Origin of the sequence: Leisingera sp. UBA4491, from assembly GCF_002388965.1 — a bacterium.
GTDB lineage: Bacteria > Pseudomonadota > Alphaproteobacteria > Rhodobacterales > Rhodobacteraceae > Leisingera > Leisingera aquaemixtae.
Genome location: NZ_DGNN01000026.1, coordinates 99,511 through 118,262, shown reverse-complemented (window position 1 = coordinate 118,262; position 18,752 = coordinate 99,511). Strand labels below are relative to the sequence as shown.

The 18,752-nt window shown below is 64.7% G+C and carries 15 protein-coding genes and 1 tRNA gene; 10 read left to right on the top strand and 6 right to left on the bottom strand.

Going from position 1 to position 18,752, the window contains the following annotated elements; genetic code table 11:
• The first annotated feature begins 35 nt into the window (after positions 1-35).
• Positions 36-899, top strand: coding sequence for an acyl-CoA thioesterase (locus tag B2P87_RS14130; RefSeq protein ID WP_058286947.1), 864 nt, complete (start codon positions 36-38; stop codon positions 897-899).
• A gap of 330 nt (positions 900-1,229) precedes the next feature.
• On the opposite strand, the gene B2P87_RS14125 is transcribed toward B2P87_RS14130, so the two are convergent.
• The 5 genes from B2P87_RS14125 to pdxH all read right to left on the bottom strand — a co-directional run bounded on the left by B2P87_RS14125 (position 1,230) and on the right by pdxH (position 7,477).
• Positions 1,230-4,874 carry a vitamin B12-dependent ribonucleotide reductase gene (locus B2P87_RS14125; RefSeq protein WP_141890360.1) on the bottom strand — a complete coding sequence of 1,215 codons (3,645 nt, stop codon included), beginning with the start codon at positions 4,872-4,874 and terminating at the stop codon, positions 1,230-1,232.
• Between the two features lie 723 nt (positions 4,875-5,597).
• Positions 5,598-5,674 (bottom strand) — tRNA-Pro (locus B2P87_RS14120).
• Positions 5,675-5,717: 43 nt separating this feature from the next.
• Entirely contained in the window at positions 5,718-6,131 is a 414-nt protein-coding gene (locus tag B2P87_RS14115; RefSeq protein WP_244940808.1) for a DUF192 domain-containing protein, read from the bottom strand.
• A gap of 67 nt (positions 6,132-6,198) precedes the next feature.
• Entirely contained in the window at positions 6,199-6,738 is a 540-nt protein-coding gene (locus tag B2P87_RS14110; protein ID WP_141890362.1) for a cold-shock protein, read from the bottom strand.
• A gap of 133 nt (positions 6,739-6,871) precedes the next feature.
• Positions 6,872-7,477 carry a pyridoxamine 5'-phosphate oxidase gene (gene pdxH, locus B2P87_RS14105; protein WP_141890363.1) on the bottom strand — a complete coding sequence of 202 codons (606 nt, stop codon included), beginning with the start codon at positions 7,475-7,477 and terminating at the stop codon, positions 6,872-6,874.
• 135 nt (positions 7,478-7,612) lie between these two features.
• Between pdxH and fabI the strand changes: the two genes are divergently transcribed.
• The 5 genes from fabI to trpE all read left to right on the top strand — a co-directional run bounded on the left by fabI (position 7,613) and on the right by trpE (position 13,821).
• The gene (fabI, locus tag B2P87_RS14100; RefSeq protein ID WP_141890364.1) at positions 7,613-8,416 is read left to right on the top strand and encodes an enoyl-ACP reductase FabI; all 804 of its coding nucleotides are present in this window, start codon (positions 7,613-7,615) and stop codon (positions 8,414-8,416) included.
• A 71-nt stretch (positions 8,417-8,487) separates the two neighbouring features.
• Complete coding sequence (gpt, locus tag B2P87_RS14095; protein WP_141890365.1) at positions 8,488-8,991, top strand: xanthine phosphoribosyltransferase; 504 nt, start codon at positions 8,488-8,490, stop codon at positions 8,989-8,991.
• Positions 8,992-9,158: 167 nt separating this feature from the next.
• Complete coding sequence (locus tag B2P87_RS14090) at positions 9,159-10,334, top strand: aminotransferase (protein ID WP_141890366.1); 1,176 nt, start codon at positions 9,159-9,161, stop codon at positions 10,332-10,334.
• Between the two features lie 118 nt (positions 10,335-10,452).
• Complete coding sequence (locus tag B2P87_RS14085) at positions 10,453-12,294, top strand: peptidyl-prolyl cis-trans isomerase (protein WP_141890367.1); 1,842 nt, start codon at positions 10,453-10,455, stop codon at positions 12,292-12,294.
• Positions 12,295-12,309: 15 nt separating this feature from the next.
• Entirely contained in the window at positions 12,310-13,821 is a 1,512-nt protein-coding gene (gene trpE / locus B2P87_RS14080) for an anthranilate synthase component I (protein ID WP_141890368.1), read from the top strand.
• 80 nt (positions 13,822-13,901) lie between these two features.
• On the opposite strand, the gene B2P87_RS14075 is transcribed toward trpE, so the two are convergent.
• A complete protein-coding gene (locus tag B2P87_RS14075; protein ID WP_141890369.1) occupies positions 13,902-15,479 on the bottom strand; it encodes a divergent polysaccharide deacteylase family protein in 1,578 nt (525 codons plus the stop codon).
• A 191-nt stretch (positions 15,480-15,670) separates the two neighbouring features.
• Here B2P87_RS14075 and B2P87_RS14070 point away from each other — a divergent pair, with 191 nt between their 5' ends.
• Genes B2P87_RS14070 through trpC form a run of 4 tightly spaced genes read left to right on the top strand, consistent with a single transcriptional unit; the run spans position 15,671 to position 18,745 of the window.
• Positions 15,671-16,252: an anthranilate synthase component II gene (locus tag B2P87_RS14070; protein WP_141890370.1), complete on the top strand. Its 582-nt coding sequence runs from the start codon at positions 15,671-15,673 to the stop codon at positions 16,250-16,252.
• Complete coding sequence (trpD, locus tag B2P87_RS14065) at positions 16,249-17,268, top strand: anthranilate phosphoribosyltransferase (RefSeq protein ID WP_141890371.1); 1,020 nt, start codon at positions 16,249-16,251, stop codon at positions 17,266-17,268. Before B2P87_RS14070 ends, trpD begins: the two co-directional genes overlap by 4 nt.
• The gene (locus B2P87_RS14060; RefSeq protein WP_141890372.1) at positions 17,265-17,936 is read left to right on the top strand and encodes a uracil-DNA glycosylase; all 672 of its coding nucleotides are present in this window, start codon (positions 17,265-17,267) and stop codon (positions 17,934-17,936) included. The genes trpD and B2P87_RS14060 overlap by 4 nt, the downstream gene beginning before the upstream one ends.
• Positions 17,933-18,745 carry an indole-3-glycerol phosphate synthase TrpC gene (trpC, locus tag B2P87_RS14055; RefSeq protein ID WP_141890373.1) on the top strand — a complete coding sequence of 271 codons (813 nt, stop codon included), beginning with the start codon at positions 17,933-17,935 and terminating at the stop codon, positions 18,743-18,745. The genes B2P87_RS14060 and trpC overlap by 4 nt, the downstream gene beginning before the upstream one ends.
• Positions 18,746-18,752: the final 7 nt, after the last annotated feature.

Below are 18,752 nucleotides of genomic sequence, written 5' to 3'. Positions count from 1 at the left end.
CCTGTAAAAGACCTGACCATAGAAAGCCGCTGCTTATGACCGATACCGCCAAGGTGCTTCTCGATCTGCTGGATCTGGAGACATTGGACACCAACCTTTACCGCGGCTCCGGGTCCGGCGGGGAAACCCCGACGCGCATCTACGGCGGCCAGGTGATCGCACAGGCGCTGGCCGCGGCTTATGCTTCTGTTTCCGGACGGTTATGCCACTCGCTTCATGCGTATTTCATCCGTCCGGGCGATCCTTCCAGGCCTGTCATTTACGAGGTCGATCCGTCCCGCGACGGCCGCAGCTTCACCACGCGCCGGGTTGTCGCGATGCAAAACGGCAAGCAGATCCTGAACCTGGCAGCATCCTTCCATGGCCAGGAAGACGGCTGGCAGCACCAGCATCCGATGCCGCAGGTTTCCGGGCCCGAGGGTTTGGAGCCGCGCCATGAAATCCTTCTGCGCAATGCGTTCCGGGTTGATCCGGCCAAGCGCGGTGAATTCACGCGCCCGCGGCCCTTTGAAATCCGCGAGGTTGCGCCGCGCGATCCGCTGGCGCCCGAAAAAACCAGTGACGTCAATCATATGTGGATCAGGATGGAGGCCGCCAAAGGCGCCGGGCCGGAACTGCAGCATATCCTGATGGCCTATGCATCGGATTTCGGTCTGCTGGGATCCTCGATGCGGCCGCACGGGCTGACGTTCCACAAACCCGGTGCCATGACCGCCAGCCTGGACCATGCCATGTGGTTCCACGCGCCGGTGCATTTCGAGAACTGGCATCTTTACACTATGGACGCGCCATTCACCGGCAATGGCCGCGGTTTCAACCGGGGCGCCATTTATACCGAGGACGGCCAACTGGTCGCCAGCGTTGCGCAGGAAGGGTTGCTCAGGCCGCTAAATTCTTGAATTTTCAATGATTTAGAGGCTCAAGTTAGACCGCACCTCTGCCAGCTGCACATCTTTAATTAACATAATTCTGATTATAAGACTGCTGTACAGCCCAAATCCGCCTTCTGCGTCAGGCAAAGAAAATGGCTTCCTCTGCATCAGAGGAAGCCAGTTATCACCGGTCAGGCTCCTTCATTGACTGCCCGAAAGTATTTTCTTACCTGGGCCATCCCGGTGTTCAGAACGGGCGCACCCGTTCCGGATTTCGTTGAACGCAGGCTTTGTCCTGCTTCCGGTTATTTGTTTGCGGCGCCGTCGGGGGTATGCCGGCGCCGCAGGCAGAGGTCCTCAGCTGCAGCCGGAGGTGCCCCCGCAGGTGTTGCATTTCATGCAGGTGCCGTTGCGCACCAGCGTGTAGTTGCCGCATTCGCCGCAGGCTTCGCCCTCGTAGCCTTGCATTTTTGCCTTGGTGCGCGCGTCCATGCCGCCAGTGGCTTGCGCCGGTGCGTCAGTCGTTTCCGGGACGAGCGCTTGCAGCGCTGCCACCGGATCGGTTCCGGTGCCCAGCAAACCCGCGTCCAGCTGGCCGCCCTGCAGCACCACCAGTTCCTGCGGCAGACGCTTGCGCAGATAGCCGGTTGAGGAGATCTGCTTCAGCACTTCCAGCGACCGCGTTGCAGCGCTTTCGCTCAGCTCCGAAAGGTTCGACACGCCTTCTTCTTCGCCGCGGCCCAGATCGTCAAAGGTCGCGCCTTCGGGTTTCACATGCGCCAGATCGGTGCGGTCCAGATAGCTGACCGCCAGCTCCCGGAACACATAGTCGAGGATCGAGGTCGCGTTCTTGATCGAATCATTGCCCTGGACCATGCCCGCGGGCTCGAACTTGGTGAAGGTGAAGGCGTCGACGAACTCCTCCAGCGGCACGCCGTACTGCAGCCCGACCGACACCGCGATGGCGAAGTTGTTCATCATCGCCCGGAAGCCTGCGCCTTCCTTATGCATGTCGATGAAGATTTCGCCCAGGTTGCCGTCCTCATATTCGCCGGTGCGCAGGTAAACCTTGTGACCGCCGACAACTGCCTTCTGGGTATAGCCCTTGCGCCGCTGCGGCATCTTGGTACGGTGCGATTTCAGCACCTCCTTGATGACCACTTTCTCGACGATCTTTTCGGCCAGCACCGCGGCCTTCTCATGGGACGAGCCGCTCTCCAGCACCTCTGCCGCGTCGTCGTCGTCCTCGACCAGCGCCGCCGCCAGCGGCTGGCTCAGCTTGGAGCCGTCGCGGTAGAGCGCGTTGGCTTTCACCCCCAGGCTCCAGCTCAGCTCATAGGCTTTCTGGCAGTCCTCGATGGTGGCCGAGTTCGGCATGTTGATGGTCTTGGAGATCGCACCGGAGATAAAGCTCTGGGCCGCGGCCATCATGTAGATATGGCTGTCAACACTCAGGAAACGCTTGCCTTTCTTGCCGCACGGGTTGGCGCAGTCAAAGATCGCGTAATGCTCTTCCTTCAGGTGCGGCGCGCCCTCCAGGGTCATGGTGCCGCAAACGTGGTCATTGGCCGCGTCGATGTCCTTCTTGGTGAAGCCCAGGTGGCGCAGCAGGTCGAAGGTCGGATCGCTCAGCTTAGGGCCCGGGATGCCCAGCACGCCGGTGCAGAAATCCTCGCCCAGGGTCCACTGGTTGAACACGAAGCGGATGTCAAAGGCCGACTCCAGCGCCGCGTCCACCTTGGCCAGCTCATTGGGGCCAAACCCGTGACCGGCCAGCGACGTGTGGTTGATCGCAGGCGCATTGCCGATGGAGCCGTGGCCAACCGCGTAGGAGACGATCTCCTCGATCTGGGCAGAGCTGTAGCCCAGCCCCTCCAGCGCCGACGGCACCGAGCGGTTGATGATCTTGAAGTAGCCGCCGCCCGCAAGTTTCTTGAACTTCACCAGGGCAAAGTCCGGCTCAATCCCGGTGGTGTCGCAATCCATCACCAAACCGATGGTGCCGGTGGGTGCAATCACCGTGGTCTGCGCGTTGCGGTAGCCGTGTTTCTCACCCAGCTCCAGCGCCTCGTCCCAGGCGCTGGCGGCCAGATCGGCCAGCAGCGCGTCCGGGCAGCTGGCGATGTCCAGCGGCACCGGCTTCACGGACAGCGCCTCATAGCCGTCCGCGTTGCCCTTTGCAGCGTTGCGGTGGTTGCGGATCACCCGCAGCATGTGATCTGCGTTTTTTGCATAACCCGGGAAGGCGCCCAGCTCCGCTGCCATCTCGGCGGAGGTGGCATAGGCGACACCTGTCATCAGCGCGGTCAGCGCGCCGCAAAGCGCCCTGCCCTCGTCCGAGTCATAGCCGTAGCCCATGTTCATCAGCAGCCCGCCGATGTTGGCATAGCCCAGACCCAGGGTGCGGAAGTCATAGGAGCGCTGCGCGATTTCCTTGGACGGGAACTGCGCCATCATCACCGAGATTTCCAGTGTCAGCGTCCACAGGCGGCAGGAATGCATGAACTCATCCGCCTGGAACAGCCCGTCCTTCAGGAAGCTCAGCAGGTTCAGCGACGCCAGGTTGCAGGCGGTGTCGTCCAGGAACATGTATTCCGAACAAGGGTTTGAGCCGCGAATTTCACCGTCTTCCGGGCAGGTGTGCCACTCGTTCACGGTGTCGTGGAACTGGATGCCCGGATCGGCGCAGGCCCAGGCCGCATGGCCGACCTTCTCCCACAGATCCCGCGCCTTCACCACCTTGGCAACCTTGCCGTCGGTGCGGTTGATCAGTTCCCAGTCGGCGTTCTTTTCAACCGCGTGCAGGAAGGCGTTGGTCACCCGGATCGAGTTGTTGGAGTTCTGCCCGGAAACCGAGCTGTAGGCTTCCGAATCCCAGTCGGTGTCATAGGTCGGGAACTCGATCGCGGTGTGGCCCTGCTTGGCGTAGTCCAGCACCCGCTTGATATAGGTTTCCGGGATCGCCACCTTCTTGGCTTTGCGGATCGCGGATTTCAGCCCGCCGTTCACCGCCGGGTCATAGGCATCGGCTTCAGCGCCGTCCCAGCTGCGGATCGCCTCGAAAAGACCGTTCAGCATCTTCTCGTGCATCTTGGAACCGGCAACGATCGAGGCGACCTTCTGCTCTTCAATCACCTTCCACTGGATGAACTGCTCAATATCCGGGTGATCGGCGTCGACGATCACCATTTTTGCTGCTCGACGGGTTGTGCCGCCTGATTTGATGGCGCCCGCCGCGCGGTCGCCGATTTTGAGGAAACCCATCAGGCCCGAGGATTTGCCGCCGCCGGACAGCGGCTCGCCTTCGGCGCGCAGATGGGAGAAATTGGTGCCGGTGCCGGAGCCGTATTTGAACAGCCGCGCCTCACGCACCCACAGGTCCATGATGCCGCCGTCCTTGACCAGATCATCGGAGACCGACTGGATGAAGCAGGCGTGCGGCTGGGGGTGCTCATAGGCGCTGTCCGACTTGGTCAGCTTGCCGGTCTTGTAGTCGACATAGTGGTGGCCCTGCGCCGGGCCGTCGATGCCATAGGCCCAATGCAGGCCGGTGTTGAACCACTGGGGCGAGTTCGGCGCCGAACGCTGGGTCGCCAGCATGTAGCGCATCTCGTCGTAGTAGGCGCGCGCATCCTCCTCGGAGGAGAAATAGCCGCCCTTCCAGCCCCAGTAGGCCCAGGCGCCCGCCAGCCTGTCGAACACCTGCTTGGAGGAGGTTTCACCGCCCGTTTCCGCGCCCTCTTCGGGGACAGAGCGCCACAGGAATTCCGGCACGCCCTTTTCGCGGACCTTCTTCAGGCGCGAGGGCACGCCGGCCTTGCGGAAATACTTCTGGGCGATGACGTCGCTGGCCACCTGGCTCCAGGACGCGGGGATTTCGATGTTGTCGAGACGGAAAACGATGGTCCCGTCCGGGTTGCGGATTTCCGAAGTGGCCGAGACAAAGGCCAGATCAGCATAGGCATCCTGTCCGGGTTTGGTGAATTTCCGTTCGATCTTCATGCTTTGCCCCTTCTCAAGCACTCGTCGTTCATGTGTCGCGGTGCCCCCGCACCATCCAGCCCCGGCCGCAGACCGCACAAACACTCCTGCGCCCGCCGCATTTGGCGCACCCGAGGCCCTCGCCGGCCATTCTTCCAGGACTGTGTGCTGTGTTTCAGCGTTGTTGCTGCGGTTCCGAAACCCACCAGATTTAGTACCGTCGCAACCGGTGAACACAATTTGGCGTATTCCGACACAAGGGGTCAACGCTAAATTTACGTCTTGGAAAGGATCTTTGCTGTTGACGCTTTCTGCGGTTTGCAGGGTCCGTCAAGGCGTCTCGATTCATCCACAGGCCATCTTTCTTTCCGTGCCATCCGGACATCCTGCAAAGACCCGGATTTTGTAGTGTCAGGCGAGTGACTTGCCGCCTTCCGGGCGAAACGCGGCGGTCTGAAGAGCCGGGCCGTGACAGGGTTTTTTCAACACCGCCCAGGGTGGTAACAGTAAAACCCGTTAACGGTGGCCTTGCCGTACCGTCACGCAGCCCGCGGCAACGTATCCCTGCTGCAATTAACCTTTTGACGCCCCTCCGCAGCAGATCATTAAAGAAGCCTTAACAGGAGGTTAAGGAAGTATTAACACCCCTGATTGCAGCAGCGTGAAATTGCTCCTCAAATACGCGAAACGATTCCCGCAGGGCTGACTGCCCTGCAAAGATTCGCCGCAACATATGGTGTGAAGTGGTCGGGGCGGCGAGATTCGAACTCACGACCCCCTGTACCCAAAACAGGTGCGCTACCAGACTGCGCCACGCCCCGGACCGTGCGCCTTCCTATCTGCGCCGGAGGGATTTGAAAACCCCTAACAGGGCCAAACTGCCCCGCTGCCGGAAAAAATTTCGTGCCGCATCTGGGTGCCCGCGGAAATGCCATAGCGGCGGGCCAGCCCGCCGTTGATCTCCAGCACCGCAAATACCTCATCGCCGCCCGGGATCGGGGTCAGATCGCCAGGCACGGCGTTGCTGTGAACCGAGGTCACCCGGCCCTGCTGATCCAGGAAAATGATGTCGAGCGGGATCAGGGTGTTCTTCATCCAGAACGCGGCCGGCTGCGGCTGGCCGTACACAAACAGCATCCCGGCCCCGCGCGGCAGGTCCTCGCGGAACATCAGGCCCTGCGCCCGTTCGGCTTCGCTGTCGGCAATCTCAACATGAAAGGCTGTCTGCCCCCAGGCGCCGCGCAGGTCGGCCCGGTCCGGCGCGCAGTCCGCGGCCATCAACGGGGCAGCCCAAAACAGGGCAGCGGCACACCAGCTCAAAGGAACCAGGCGCCGCCCCATGGTGTCAGTCCGTGCTGCCGGGCATCAGCGCGGCTTCCCAGGCCAGCACTTCCACCGCCATGCGGCCGCGTTTGCCGTCAATCACCCGCATCGCCAGCGCTTCGCCGGGCTGCAGGTCGGCAAGCCCGGACTGGCGCAGCACCTCAACATGCAGGAACACATCCTCGCCGCGGCCGAACACATTGGCAAAGCCGAAGCCCTTGCCCTTGTCGAACCACTTGACCCGCGCCGGCTCCAGCGGCTCGCTTTGCAGGCTGTCCATGTCCAGCTCGGCAAAATCGCTCAGCACCGGGGTGTCGTCGCGTTCGGGCGGCATGATGGACAGCACTTCAACCGCCTGCACGCCGCGGCCGGTCTGATGCGTCACAATCTCGATCCGGGCTCCGTCCGCAACAGAGCTCTGGCCGAAATTACGCAGCACATTAACGTGGAGAAGAATGTCCGGGCCGCCGTCGTCAGATACGACAAACCCGTACCCTTTGGCCGGGTCGAACCACTTCACCAGCCCCTGAACCTGCTGCAAGCTGCTGAGATCTTCTGCCACTTAATTCACCCACTGCGTTTTATTATTTTTGATGAAGCCCTGATGCGCGATTCTGACGTTGGATTTCAAGCTAAAAAGTCTTGAAATTGTCACGAAACTGCTATTGACCCTAGGTAAGCCTTAACCATTTCCATCAGGGATTAAGCCGGAGAATTTCCCATTCTCCGGCGCTTTCCTGACGGCGCCACCGGAAGCGGTCATGCAGCCGGAATGCGCCATCTGCCCAGAATTCGATTTCCACCGGCGTCAGCCGGTAACCGCCCCAGAACGGCGGCCGCGGCGGGTTCGGACCCTTGGCGGCCGTCACCTTTGCCACCTCCGCCATCAGGGCGCCGCGGCTGTCCAGCGGCTGCGACTGCTTCGAGGCCCAGGCGCCCAGCCGGCTCTTGAGCGAGCGGGACTTGTAGTATTCATCTGCCTGCGGGCCGTCTTCGCGGCTGATCGTGCCGCGCACGCGGATCTGGCGGCGCAGCGATTTCCAGTGCATCACAAAGGCCGCCTTGCCGGCCTGTTCCAGCTCCTGCGCCTTGGCGCTTTCGTAGTTGGTGTAAAACACAAACGCCCCGTCCTCGATGTCCTTCAGCAGAACCATCCGGGTGTTCGGCAGCCCCGAGCTGTCGACCGTGGCCAGCGCAATGGCATTGGGATCATTGGGTTCGGTCTGCTCTGCCTCTGCCAGCCAGGCGCGGGCAATGGCAAACGGATCCTCGCCCGCGAAAATTCCAGATCGGTCAGACATTTCTGCACCTCTTCATGGGGTTTCGCAGCAACCTATGCAGCTTCCTGCCCGGCGGCAAGAGCGTGAACCCTTGAAGCGGCCCGCGCGGCATACTAAACACCGTCTAATTCAAGAGATCACAGGCGGAGAACCTGCATGTCTAGTCAACTGATGGCCGGTAAGCGCGGCCTTATCATGGGCCTGGCCAACGACAAATCCATTGCTTGGGGGATCGCCAAGGCCTGCGCCGATGCCGGCGCCGAGCTTGCCTTTTCCTATCAAGGCGAAGCGCTGAAGAAGCGTGTCGGCCCGCTGGCCGAACAGCTGGGCAGCGGTATCGTGCTGCCGTGCGATGTGTCGGACGAGGCCTCGATCGACGGCCTGTTCGCAGAGCTGGAAGCCAAATGGGGCAAGCTGGACTTCGTCGTTCACGCCATCGGCTTTTCCGACAAGAACGAGCTGCGCGGCCGCTATGTCGACACCAGCCGCAGCAATTTCCAGATGACCATGGACATCTCGGTCTTTTCCTTCACAGCGGTTGCAAAACGCGCCGAAAAGCTGATGGGCGAAGGCGGCTCGCTGCTGACCCTGACCTATTACGGTGCTGAGCAGGTGATGCCTCACTATAATGTGATGGGTGTGGCCAAGGCCGCGCTGGAGGCCTCGGTGAAATACCTGGCCGAGGATCTGGGCAAGGACGGCATACGCGTCAACGCGATCTCTGCCGGCCCGATCAAGACCCTGGCTGCGTCGGGCATCGGCGATTTCCGCTACATCATGAAGTGGAACGAGTACAACTCGCCGCTGCGCCGCAACGTGACCATCGGCGATGTCGGCAACTCGGCGCTGTACCTGCTGTCCGACCTCAGCTCCGGCGTGACCGGCGAGAACCTGCATGTCGATGCCGGCTACCATGTGGTGGGCATGAAGGCGGTGGATGCACCGGACATTTCGAAGTAAAAACACATACCGGGCCCGGACAGCACACCGGGCGCCGGCAAGCTGACGCGATCTCGCGGGGAGCAAGAAATATGACTGACCGTTTGCCGCACGAAAAAGGCTTTCACATCAGCTGGGATCAAATCCACCGCGACAGCCGCGCGCTCGCCTGGCGGCTGGACGGGCAAGGCCCCGACAGCGGCGCCTGGCGTGCCGTGGTCGCGATCACCCGCGGCGGCATGGCGCCGGCCATGATCGTCAGCCGCGAGCTGGACATCCGCACCGTCGACACCATCTCGGTGCGCTCCTACCACCACCAGGCCCAGGGTGAGGCCGAGGTGCTGAAAGCCCCGGATGAGAGCCTGATGGGCGACGGCGAGGGCGTGCTGATCATCGACGATCTGGTCGACAGCGGCAGAACCCTGGAACTGGTGCGCGAGATGTACCCCAAGGCGCATTTCGCCACCGTCTATGCCAAGCCAAAGGGCCGTCCGATGGTGGACACCTTCATCACCGAGGTAAGCCAGGACACCTGGATCTTCTTCCCCTGGGACATGGCCCTGCAATATGTGGAGCCTTACCGCGGCAAGGACTGATCCGGCCCCGGCTTACAAACCTGCAAAGGCGCGCGTTACAGCGCGCCTTTTTCTTTGGCCCTGCCCGTGCCGGCCGTTACCGCTTGAGCTGCCTAGGCGGCCGTGCCAGACATAGGCCGGCGCCCGGTCCCGCGCGCCCGCACCTCAGCCGCAGCCCGGAGCCGCTCATGCCCCTGCCCCGCACCCAAGCCACCTTTGTCTCGCCCATCGTCGAATCGCGCCGCTGGGTGGCCGGGGCCGCATTTCCGCCGGACCGCCCGCTGCTGAACGTGAGCCAGGCCGCCCCGGCCGAAGCCCCGCCGGAAGGGCTGCGGCAGGCGCTGGCCGATGCGGCGCTGAACGACGTCTCGGCCCATCTCTATGGCCCGGTGCTGGGCAATGAGCCGCTGCGCCGGGCGCTGGCGCAGCAGATCTCCACCCATTACCAGGCGCAGGTGCAGACAGAGCAGGTGGCCATCACCTCCGGCTGCAACCAGGCCTTTGCCGCCGCCATCGCCGCCCTCTGCGGCGAAGGGGATGAGGTGATCCTTCCGGTGCCGTGGTACTTCAATCATAAAATGTGGCTGGACATGGCGGGCGTCACCGCCGTGCCGCTGCACGTGGGCTACGGCATGCTGCCCGCCCCGGCAGCGGCCGAAGCGCTGATCACGGACCGCACCCGCGCCATCGTGCTGGTGACACCCAACAACCCCTGCGGCGTCGAATACCCCGATGGCCTGGTGCAGGCTTTCTTCCGCCTCGCCCGCGACCGCGGCCTGGCGCTCATTGTGGATGAGACCTACCGTGATTTCGACAGCCGCGCGGGCGCGCCGCACGGTCTGTTCCAGAGGCCGGACTGGGACCGCACGCTGATCCATCTCTACTCCTTTTCCAAGGCCTACCGGCTGACCGGCCACCGGGTTGGCGCCATCGCAGCCTCTGCCGCGCGAATGTTCGAAATGGAGAAGTTTCTGGACACCGTCACAATCTGCCCCTCGCAGCTCGGCCAGGCCGGCGCGCTTTGGGGAATTGAAAACCTGCAGGGCTGGCTGGCAGGCGAACGCCACGAGATCCTGAACCGCCGCGCCGCGATCGACGACGGCTTCCCGCTGCTGGCCGCCAAAGGCTGGAACCTGCTCGGATGCGGCGCCTACTTCGCTTATGTGAAGCATCCCTTCGACGCCCCGGCGGAGGAGATCGCGAAGCAGCTGGTGGCCGAGGCCTCGATCCTGATGCTGCCGGGCTCAATGTTCATGCCGGCAGGCGACCCCGACGGCGACCGCCAGTTCCGCATCGCCTTTGCCAATGTGGACAGGACGGGCATCGGCACGCTGTTTGACCGCCTTGCGGCCTTTAACCCCTGATCATCCGGCAGTTTGATCCGCAACCGTCTTGCCCCTCTGCGGGCAGCCGCGTATTCAGTCAGCGGCATTTCCCGCTGCCAGGCAAACGCTTGCGCAGCAGAACACTTAAGAGGGCATCATGGCCGCAGGCATGAAAAAGCTATCCAAAACCTTTGTCTGGATCCTGATGGGGATGCTGATCGTCGGCCTTGCCGGATTTGGCGCGGTGAATTTCACCAGCTCCTCCTCCTCCGTTGCCCAGGTCGGCGAAGAGGAAGTCAGCATCGGCAACTATGTGCGGGAACTGCAGCGCGAACAGCGCGCCCTGCAGGCGCAGACCGGCCAGGCGGTGACCATGGCGCAGATGAGCGCCTTTGGCATGGACCGGATGGTTCTGGGGCGGCTGATCTCCCTGGCGGCGCTGGACCACGAATCCAGACAGCTGGGCCTGTCGATCGGCGATGACAACCTGATCGAGGAACTGTCGGCCATTGACGCCTTTAAGAACGTCAGCGGAGACTTCGACCGCGAGGCCTACCGGTTCGCCCTGCGCAATGCCGGCCTGACCGAGAAAGAATTCGAAGACGACCTGCGCCGCGAGGCCGCCCGCACCCTGGTGCAGAATGCGGTGCTGTCCGGCAGCAAAATGCCGGCAACCCTGACCGAGACGCTGACCAGCTTCATCGGCGCCCGCCGCAGCTTCTCTTACGTGCAGCTCAATGCCGCCGATCTTGCCTTGACCGCCGAGGCGCCGTCCGACGCGGACCTGCAAGCCTTCTACGAGGCCAATCAGGACCAGTTCATGCTGCCGGAAACCAAGGTCATCACCTACGCCGCCCTGCGCCCCTCCACGCTGCTGGATGAGATCGAGGTGGACGAGGCCCAGCTTCAGCGCCTGTTCGAGGACCGCGCCGATCAGTACCAGGTGCCCGAACGCCGCCTGGTCGAACGTCTGGTCTTCGCCAGTGAGGACGCCGCCGCCAGCGCCAAGGCGCAGCTGGAAACCGGCGGTGCCACCTTTGAAAGCCTGGTCGAGGCCCGCGGCCTGACGCTGCAGGATGCCGACATGGGCGACGTCACCATGGGTGATCTCGGCGCCGCAGGCACTGAGGTGTTTGCGGCGCAGGTTGGCGATGTGGCAGGCCCCCTGCCCTCCGATCTCGGCCCGGCGCTTTACCGCGTGAACGGCCGTCTGGAGGCGCAGATCACCACCTTCGAGGACGCCAAGCCGGACCTGATCGAGGAGCTCGCCTCCGACCGCGCCCGCCGTCTGGTGGAAACTCAGGCTGAGGATATTGACGACATGCTGGCCGGCGGCGCCACGCTGGAGGAGCTGGCCACCGAAAGCGGCCTGGAGCTGGCCCAGATCAACTGGACCGAAGACACCAGCGACGGCATCGCCGCCTACGAGGGCTTCCGCACGGCCGCCGCTGCCGTCACCGCCGAAGACTTCCCGGAGGCCGGCTTCCTGGAGGACGGCAGCCTGTTTGCCCTGCGCCTTGATGACGTCCTGCCGGAACGCCCGGAACCCTTTGCCGATGCCAAGGACAAGGTCCTCGCAGCCTGGCAGGCGGACCGTCTGGCCAAGGCGCTGAAGGATCAGGGCGAGGCGATTCTGGCCCAGGCTGAACAGGCCGGCAGCTTTGCCGAAGGCGCTGATGTCAAAACCGAAACCGGCCTGACCCGCACCGCCTATATCGACACCGTGCCGGAGGCGCTGGTCTCCCGGGTCTTCACCATGGAGGTCGGCGATTTCCGCCTGGTGCAGGACGCGGAGTCGGCTGTGGTGGTGCGTCTCGACGCCATCCTGCCGCCGGAGCAGAGCGATGATATGACCCTGCTCACCCAGGCGCTGCAGGCACAGCTGGACCAGTCCCTGGCCGAGGAGCTGTTCGAGGCCTATGTGCAGGACGTTCAGGCCCGCGCCGAACCCCGTGTCGACCAGCAGGCGCTGAATGCGGCGCAGGCAAACTTCCAGTAATCAAGGCAAGCACCCATGGCCCTGACCCCCGATTTCGACACTTTCGCCAAGGCTTACGAGGCCGGTGAAAACCAGGTCGTCTACACCCGCCTTGCCGCCGATCTGGACACGCCGGTGTCGCTGATGCTCAAGCTGACCGGCGCCCAGAAGGACGCCTTCATGCTGGAGTCGGTGACCGGCGGCGAGGTGCGCGGGCGCTATTCGATCATCGGCATGAAACCGGACCTGGTCTGGCGCTGCCACGGGGAGCAGTCTGCGCTGAACCGCTCGGCGCGGTTCGATGCGGATGACTTCACAGCCCAGGACGGCAACCCGCTGGACAACCTGCGGGCGCTGATTGCCGAAAGCAAAATTGCCCTGCCCGACGATCTGCCGCAGGCCGCTGCCGGCCTCTTCGGCTACCTTGGCTATGACATGATCCGTCTGGTGGAGCATCTGCCGGACGTCAACCCCGACCCGCTCGGCCTGCCCGACGCGCTGATGCTGCGCCCCTCGGTCATTGCCGTTCTGGACGGGGTCAAGGGCGAGGTCACCGTGGTCTCCCCTGCCTGGGCCAGCGACGGCCAGACCGCCAAGGCAGCCTATGCCCAGGCGGCGGAACGGGTGATGGACGCGGTGCGCGACCTGGAACGCGCCATGCCCGCCGAAAGCCGCGACCTTGGCGACGCCGATGAAGTCGCGCCGCCCCAGTCGAACTTCACCAAGGAGGGCTACATGGCCGCGGTGGAGAAGGCCAAGGACTACATCCGCGCAGGCGACATCTTCCAGGTGGTGCCGGCGCAGCGCTGGACGCAAGCGTTCCGCCAGCCGCCCTTCGCGCTCTACCGCTCGCTGAGGCGCACCAACCCGTCGCCCTTCATGTTCTATTTCAACTTCGGCGGCTTCCAGGTGGTGGGCGCGAGCCCTGAAATCCTGGTCCGCGTCTTCGGGCAGGAGGTCACCATCCGCCCGATCGCCGGCACCCGCCCCCGCGGCGCCACCCCGGAAGAGGACAAGGCGCTGGAGGCCGATCTGCTCGCCGACAAGAAGGAGCTGGCAGAGCACCTGATGCTGCTGGACCTCGGGCGCAACGACACCGGCCGGGTGTCCAAAATCGGCACCGTCCGCCCGACCGAAAAATTCATCATCGAGCGCTACAGCCACGTGATGCACATCGTCTCCAACGTCGTGGGCGAGCTGGCAGAGGACAAGGACGCGCTGGACGCCTTCTTTGCCGGGATGCCCGCAGGCACCGTCTCCGGCGCGCCCAAGGTGCGCGCGATGGAAATCATCGACGAGCTGGAGCCGGAAAAGCGCGGCATCTACGGCGGCGGGGTCGGCTATTTCTCGGCAGGCGGCGACATGGACATGTGCATCGCGCTGCGCACCGCCATCGTCAAGGACCAGACCCTTTACATCCAGGCCGGCGGCGGCGTGGTCTATGACAGCGACCCGGAAGCGGAATATATGGAGACGGTCCACAAATCCAACGCGATCCGCCGCGCCGCGGCAGATGCGGCCCGCTTCACCGGCAACGGCAACCGCTAACGCGTTAGAGGCCCCGCCGCCGCTTCATCTTTCCCGAAGTACTCCCGCCGGAGGCAACGGCGCCCGCTCAGGGCGCCGTTTCACTTGGGCGGCAGCTGCGCTTCCAGACTGGCAGAGACAGGCGCCAGCGCCACCCGGGCAGCCCGGTCCTCCAGGCCCCAGATCAGCAGCGCCGAGATCGTGTCGGGGCGCAGCCGGCCCAGCATGATCACCGACCCCTCTTGTCCGGCCCGGAACGCGGCCTGATCCAGAAACCGGCGGATCGCTCTGGGGGTCTGGCCCGCTCCGTCGAAATCGCGGAACACCACGCCGGCAGGCACGCCATCGCGCAGCGCCAGCCGCTGCACCGTGTTCAGGCCGCTGTTCTGCGTCACCAGGCCATAGCCGGCCGCGGCCGCCATCGCCGCCACCTGGTCCGCCAGCGGCCGGTTGCCCTGCACGCCGGTCTCCACGCCCTCAAGGATCGCAACCGCTTCTGGCACCCTGCTGCGCCAGACCTCCAGCGCCATCTCGGCATCCTGCGGCGTGGCCGCGCGCGGCAGATCCGCCAGCATCAGCACCTCAAAGCCGGCCGCCCGGCGCGCCGCCATCTTCGCCGCCGCATCCGGATCGCCGGGGTCGATGGCAAAGCTCAGCGGGTAGGGAAACGCCGCCAGCGCCTCTGCTCCGACAGCGCCTGCGTCATCAATCAGCACGATCGACATCAGCGGCCGGTCTTCCGGGTTGTAAAACGGTTCGGAAAACGCCTGGAACGGCGGCTTGTCCAAAGGCTGCGCCGCGGCCAGCGCGATCTCCTGCGCGTCGTCCCGGTCGGTCAGCGGCACCACCGGCGTGCCGATCCGGGGCGCCAGCGCCTCCTGCTGCGGCGCGTCAGCTGCCGGCGCGTCTTCTGCCGGCACGGCGTCATCATCGGCGCTTTCGTCCGGCACGGACGGCGCCGCGCCGATCACCGGCAGCGTGGTCGCCTGCGGCGCCGCGCCGATATCGGGGGCCAGCACCGACGCCGCGGCCTGCGGATCCGGCGCGCGGCCCACCGCGGGCAGCGGCGCTGCATCCTGCGGCTGCGCGGCGGCGGTGATATCGGGCTCCTGCGCGGGCTGTTCCGGTTCCGGCGCCGGATCTGTTGCCGCTATGACGGCGGCCTCGCTGCCGGGCGCCTGCGGCGGCTCCGGCTGGGCGGCTTGCGGCTGGCCTTCGGGGCCGCCAGGATCCAGCCCCGGGGCGGCGGCCGGCGCCGGGCTGCTGCCCTCCAGCGTTGTGGCCGCAAGGCCGACCTCCGGCTTGCCCGCTGGCGCGGTATCCGCCCCGGCCAGCGCGCTCAGATCGTCGCCGCTGCCGGTTGCGGCCGGCCCTGCGGGCTGCGCCTCCACCAGATCGGCATCCCGCCCCTGGCCGTTGCCGGGAATCTCTGCGGTTTCCCTGCCGCCATCCGGCAACTGCGGCGCATCGCCCGGATCATGCACTGCCGGCTCCGGCTGCGCCGCTGCGCGATCCTCTGCGGGCTGCGCCTCAGCAGGCTGCGGCACTGCCGCCATCGTGTCTTCGCCCGGCTGGCCCTCCGGCCCGCTGACCGGCAGCGGCACCGACAAAGACAGCATCGCCAGCCCGCCTGCGGCCAGCAAAGCCCCGACACTCACGCCGCCCAGAAATCCACGCATGCCTGTTTTGCCTCTCAATCCGTATGATCGTGCTGCGCCGTTCCGGCCTGCAGGGATGGAGCCCGTTACCGGCCCTCTCCCGCAATCGCCTATCCTGCCCTTGACGCTGCCCCGTATCCCTGAACATGTATGTTTCGACCACTATACTGCGGCGCGCCCCCGGCCCGCCACCCTTAAAAGAGCCCGCTACGATGCTGCTGCTGATCGACAACTACGATTCCTTTACCTACAACCTCGTGCATTATCTGGGCGAGCTTGGCGCGGAAATGGAAGTGCACCGCAACGACGCCATCAACGTGCAGGAAGCCATGGCGATGAAGCCCGCGGGCATCCTGCTGTCGCCCGGCCCGTGCGATCCGGATCAGGCGGGCATCTGCCTGGCGCTGACCGAAGCCGCGGCTGAGACCGGCACGCCGCTGCTGGGCGTCTGCCTTGGCCATCAGACCATCGGCCAGGCCTTCGGCGGCAAGGTGGTGCGCTGCCACGAGATCGTGCACGGCAAGATGGGCCAGATGCACCACAACAACACGGGCGTTTTCAAGGACTTGCCATCGCCTTTTGAAGCGACGCGCTATCACTCCCTGGTGGTGGAGCGCGACAGCCTGCCGGACTGCCTGGAGATCACCGCAGAACTGGACGACGGCACCATCATGGGCCTGCAGCACAAAGACCTGCCGATTCACGGTGTCCAGTTCCACCCCGAATCCATCGCGTCCGAACACGGCCACGCGCTGCTGAAAAACTTCCTGGACGTGATGAAGGTGCCCGCATGAGTGACCGCCTGAAGCCGCTGATCGGGGCTGCCGCCGAACGCGCCCTGACGCGCGAGGAGGCGGAAACCGCCTTTACCCTGCTGTTTGAGGGCGAGGCCACGCCCAGCCAGATCGGCGGCCTGCTGATGGCGATGCGCACCCGCGGCGAGAGCGTTGACGAATACGCCGCCGCCGCCGCGGTGATGCGCGCCAAATGCAACCCGGTGACGGCGCCCGCCGGCGCGATGGACATCGTCGGCACCGGCGGCGACGGCAAGAACACCCTGAACATCTCCACCGCGACCGCCTTTGTGGTTGCGGGCGCGGGCGTTGTGGTGGCCAAGCACGGGAACCGCAACCTCAGCTCCAAATCCGGCACCGCCGACCTGCAGTCCCAGATGGGCATCAACGTGATGGTCGGCCCGCAAGTGGTTGAAAAAGCGATCAATGAAGCCGGGATCGGTTTCATGATGGCGCCGATGCACCATCCTGCAGTGGCGCATGTGATGCCCACCCGGCAAGAGCTGGGCACCCGCACCATCTTCAACATCCTCGGCCCGCTGACCAACCCGGCCGGCGTGAAGCGCCAGCTGACCGGCGCCTTCCGCCGCGAATTGATCCGCCCGATGGCCGAGACGCTCAAAACTCTGGGGTCCGAGCGCGCCTGGCTGGTGCACGGCTCTGACGGCACCGACGAGCTGACCATCACCGGTATCAGCTGGGTCTCCGCGCTGGAGGAAGACGGCAGCATCCGCGACGTTGAACTCCACCCGGAGGACGCGGGCCTGCCGGTGCATGGCTTCGATATGATCGTCGGCGGCACGCCTGCGGAAAACGCCATGGCCTTCCGGGTGCTGCTGCAGGGCACGCCCTCGGCGTACCGCGACGCGGTGCTGCTGAACGCGGCCGCAGCGCTGGTGGTGGCCGGCAAGGCCGCTGACCTCAAAGACGGCGTGGCCCGTGCCGCCGAGTCGATCGACAGCGGCGCCGCCAAGGCCAAGGTCGAGGCGCTGGCCCGCATCACCTCAGCCGCATGACAGGTCTGCCATCAGGGCTGGGCCGCTGGGCCGGCCTGCCCTTTTTCACGGAGCACTGGCCCGGTATCGAAGCCGCCCTGCAGGCGGACCCGCACGAAGTCCTGCCGCCCACGCCTCAGCGGTTCGCCGCGCTGGAGCTGACCCAGCCGGAGGACACCCGCGTGGTGATCCTTGGCCAGGACCCCTATCCGACGCCCGGCCATGCCCACGGGCTAGCCTTTTCGGCGGACCCCGGCGTGCGCCCGCTGCCCCGGTCCTTATCCAATATTTATAAGGAGCTGGAGGCCGATCTTGGCGTGTCCCGCCCGAATGGCGACCTGCGCGGCTGGGCCCGCCAGGGCGTGCTTTTGCTGAACACCGCGCTGTCGGTCCCTGCCGGCAGCGCCAATGGCCACAAGCACCTAGGCTGGCACCATCTGGTGCATCAGGTGCTGGCGCTGACCTCCGCACGCCCCACCGCTTACATTCTCTGGGGTAATGCGGCGCAGAAGCTTGAAAAACATATTAAAACGGGCGATCACCTGATCTTGAAAACCGCACATCCCTCGCCCCTGTCGGCGCGGCGCGGCTTTTTTGGGTCCCGGCCCTTCTCAAAAGTGAACAATTGGCTCGCCGCCCGCGGTGAAGCCGGCATAGACTGGAACGCAGGAACGGAGGCACCGGTATGACCCAAAACGTGCTGGACAGGATCAAGGCCTACAAGCTGGAGGAAGTTGCCGCGGACAAGGCCGCCAAACCGCTGGAGGCGGTGGAGGCCGAGGCGCGCGAAGCCTCCCCTGTGCGCGGCTTTGCCGACAGCCTGATGAAGGCCAGCCGCCAAGGGTACGGGCTGATCGCAGAGATCAAAAAGGCGAGCCCCTCCAAGGGCTTGATCCGCCCGGATTTCGAACCGGCAGAGCTGGCCAAGGCGTATGAGGTTGGCGGCGCCACCTGCTTGTCGGTGCTGACGGATACCCCCAGCTTTCAGGGCGCCAAGGCGTTCCTCACCAAGGCGCGCGCGGCCTGCGCGCTGCCCGCGCTGCGCAAGGACTTCATGTACGACACCTACCAGGTGGCCGAAGCCCGCGCGCTGGGGGCCGACTGCATCCTGATCATCCTGGCCTCAGTCTCCGACGATCAGGCGCAGGAGCTGGAAGACTGCGCCTTCGGCTGGGGCATGGATGTGCTGTTGGAGGTGCATGACGCCGAAGAGCTGGAGCGCGCCTGCAACCTGAAATCGCCGCTGATGGGCATCAACAACCGCAATCTCAAGACGTTCGAAACGACGCTGGACACCACCCGGCACCTGTCGCGCATGGTGCCGGCCGACCGGACCATTGTCTGCGAAAGCGGCCTGTCCACGCCTGAGGATCTGGCCGAAATGGCCCGCTACGGCGCCCGCACCTTCCTGATCGGCGAAAGCCTGATGCGGCAGGACGACGTCGCCGCGGCCACCCGCGCGCTGCTCGCCAACCCGCTGACACCCGGCATGATGTAAAGGAGGC

Excerpts from the sequence above, each read along its gene's own strand:
- fabI (WP_141890364.1), top strand. The coding sequence starts at position 7,613 with ATGTCTAGTCAACTGATGGCCGGTAAGCGCGGCCTTATCATGGGCCTG.
- gpt (WP_141890365.1), top strand. The coding sequence starts at position 8,488 with ATGACTGACCGTTTGCCGCACGAAAAAGGCTTTCACATCAGCTGGGAT.
- B2P87_RS14115 (WP_244940808.1), bottom strand. The coding sequence starts at position 6,131 with ATGGCCGCGGACTGCGCGCCGGACCGGGCCGACCTGCGCGGCGCCTGG.
- B2P87_RS14075 (WP_141890369.1), bottom strand. The coding sequence starts at position 15,479 with ATGCGTGGATTTCTGGGCGGCGTGAGTGTCGGGGCTTTGCTGGCCGCA.
- B2P87_RS14085 (WP_141890367.1), top strand. The coding sequence starts at position 10,453 with ATGGCCGCAGGCATGAAAAAGCTATCCAAAACCTTTGTCTGGATCCTG.
- B2P87_RS14060 (WP_141890372.1), top strand. The coding sequence starts at position 17,265 with ATGACAGGTCTGCCATCAGGGCTGGGCCGCTGGGCCGGCCTGCCCTTT.
- trpE (WP_141890368.1), top strand. The coding sequence starts at position 12,310 with ATGGCCCTGACCCCCGATTTCGACACTTTCGCCAAGGCTTACGAGGCC.
- trpD (WP_141890371.1), top strand. The coding sequence starts at position 16,249 with ATGAGTGACCGCCTGAAGCCGCTGATCGGGGCTGCCGCCGAACGCGCC.
- trpC (WP_141890373.1), top strand. The coding sequence starts at position 17,933 with ATGACCCAAAACGTGCTGGACAGGATCAAGGCCTACAAGCTGGAGGAA.
- B2P87_RS14130 (WP_058286947.1), top strand. The coding sequence starts at position 36 with ATGACCGATACCGCCAAGGTGCTTCTCGATCTGCTGGATCTGGAGACA.
- pdxH (WP_141890363.1), bottom strand. The coding sequence starts at position 7,477 with ATGTCTGACCGATCTGGAATTTTCGCGGGCGAGGATCCGTTTGCCATT.
- B2P87_RS14070 (WP_141890370.1), top strand. The coding sequence starts at position 15,671 with ATGCTGCTGCTGATCGACAACTACGATTCCTTTACCTACAACCTCGTG.
- B2P87_RS14090 (WP_141890366.1), top strand. The coding sequence starts at position 9,159 with ATGCCCCTGCCCCGCACCCAAGCCACCTTTGTCTCGCCCATCGTCGAA.
- B2P87_RS14125 (WP_141890360.1), bottom strand. The coding sequence starts at position 4,874 with ATGAAGATCGAACGGAAATTCACCAAACCCGGACAGGATGCCTATGCT.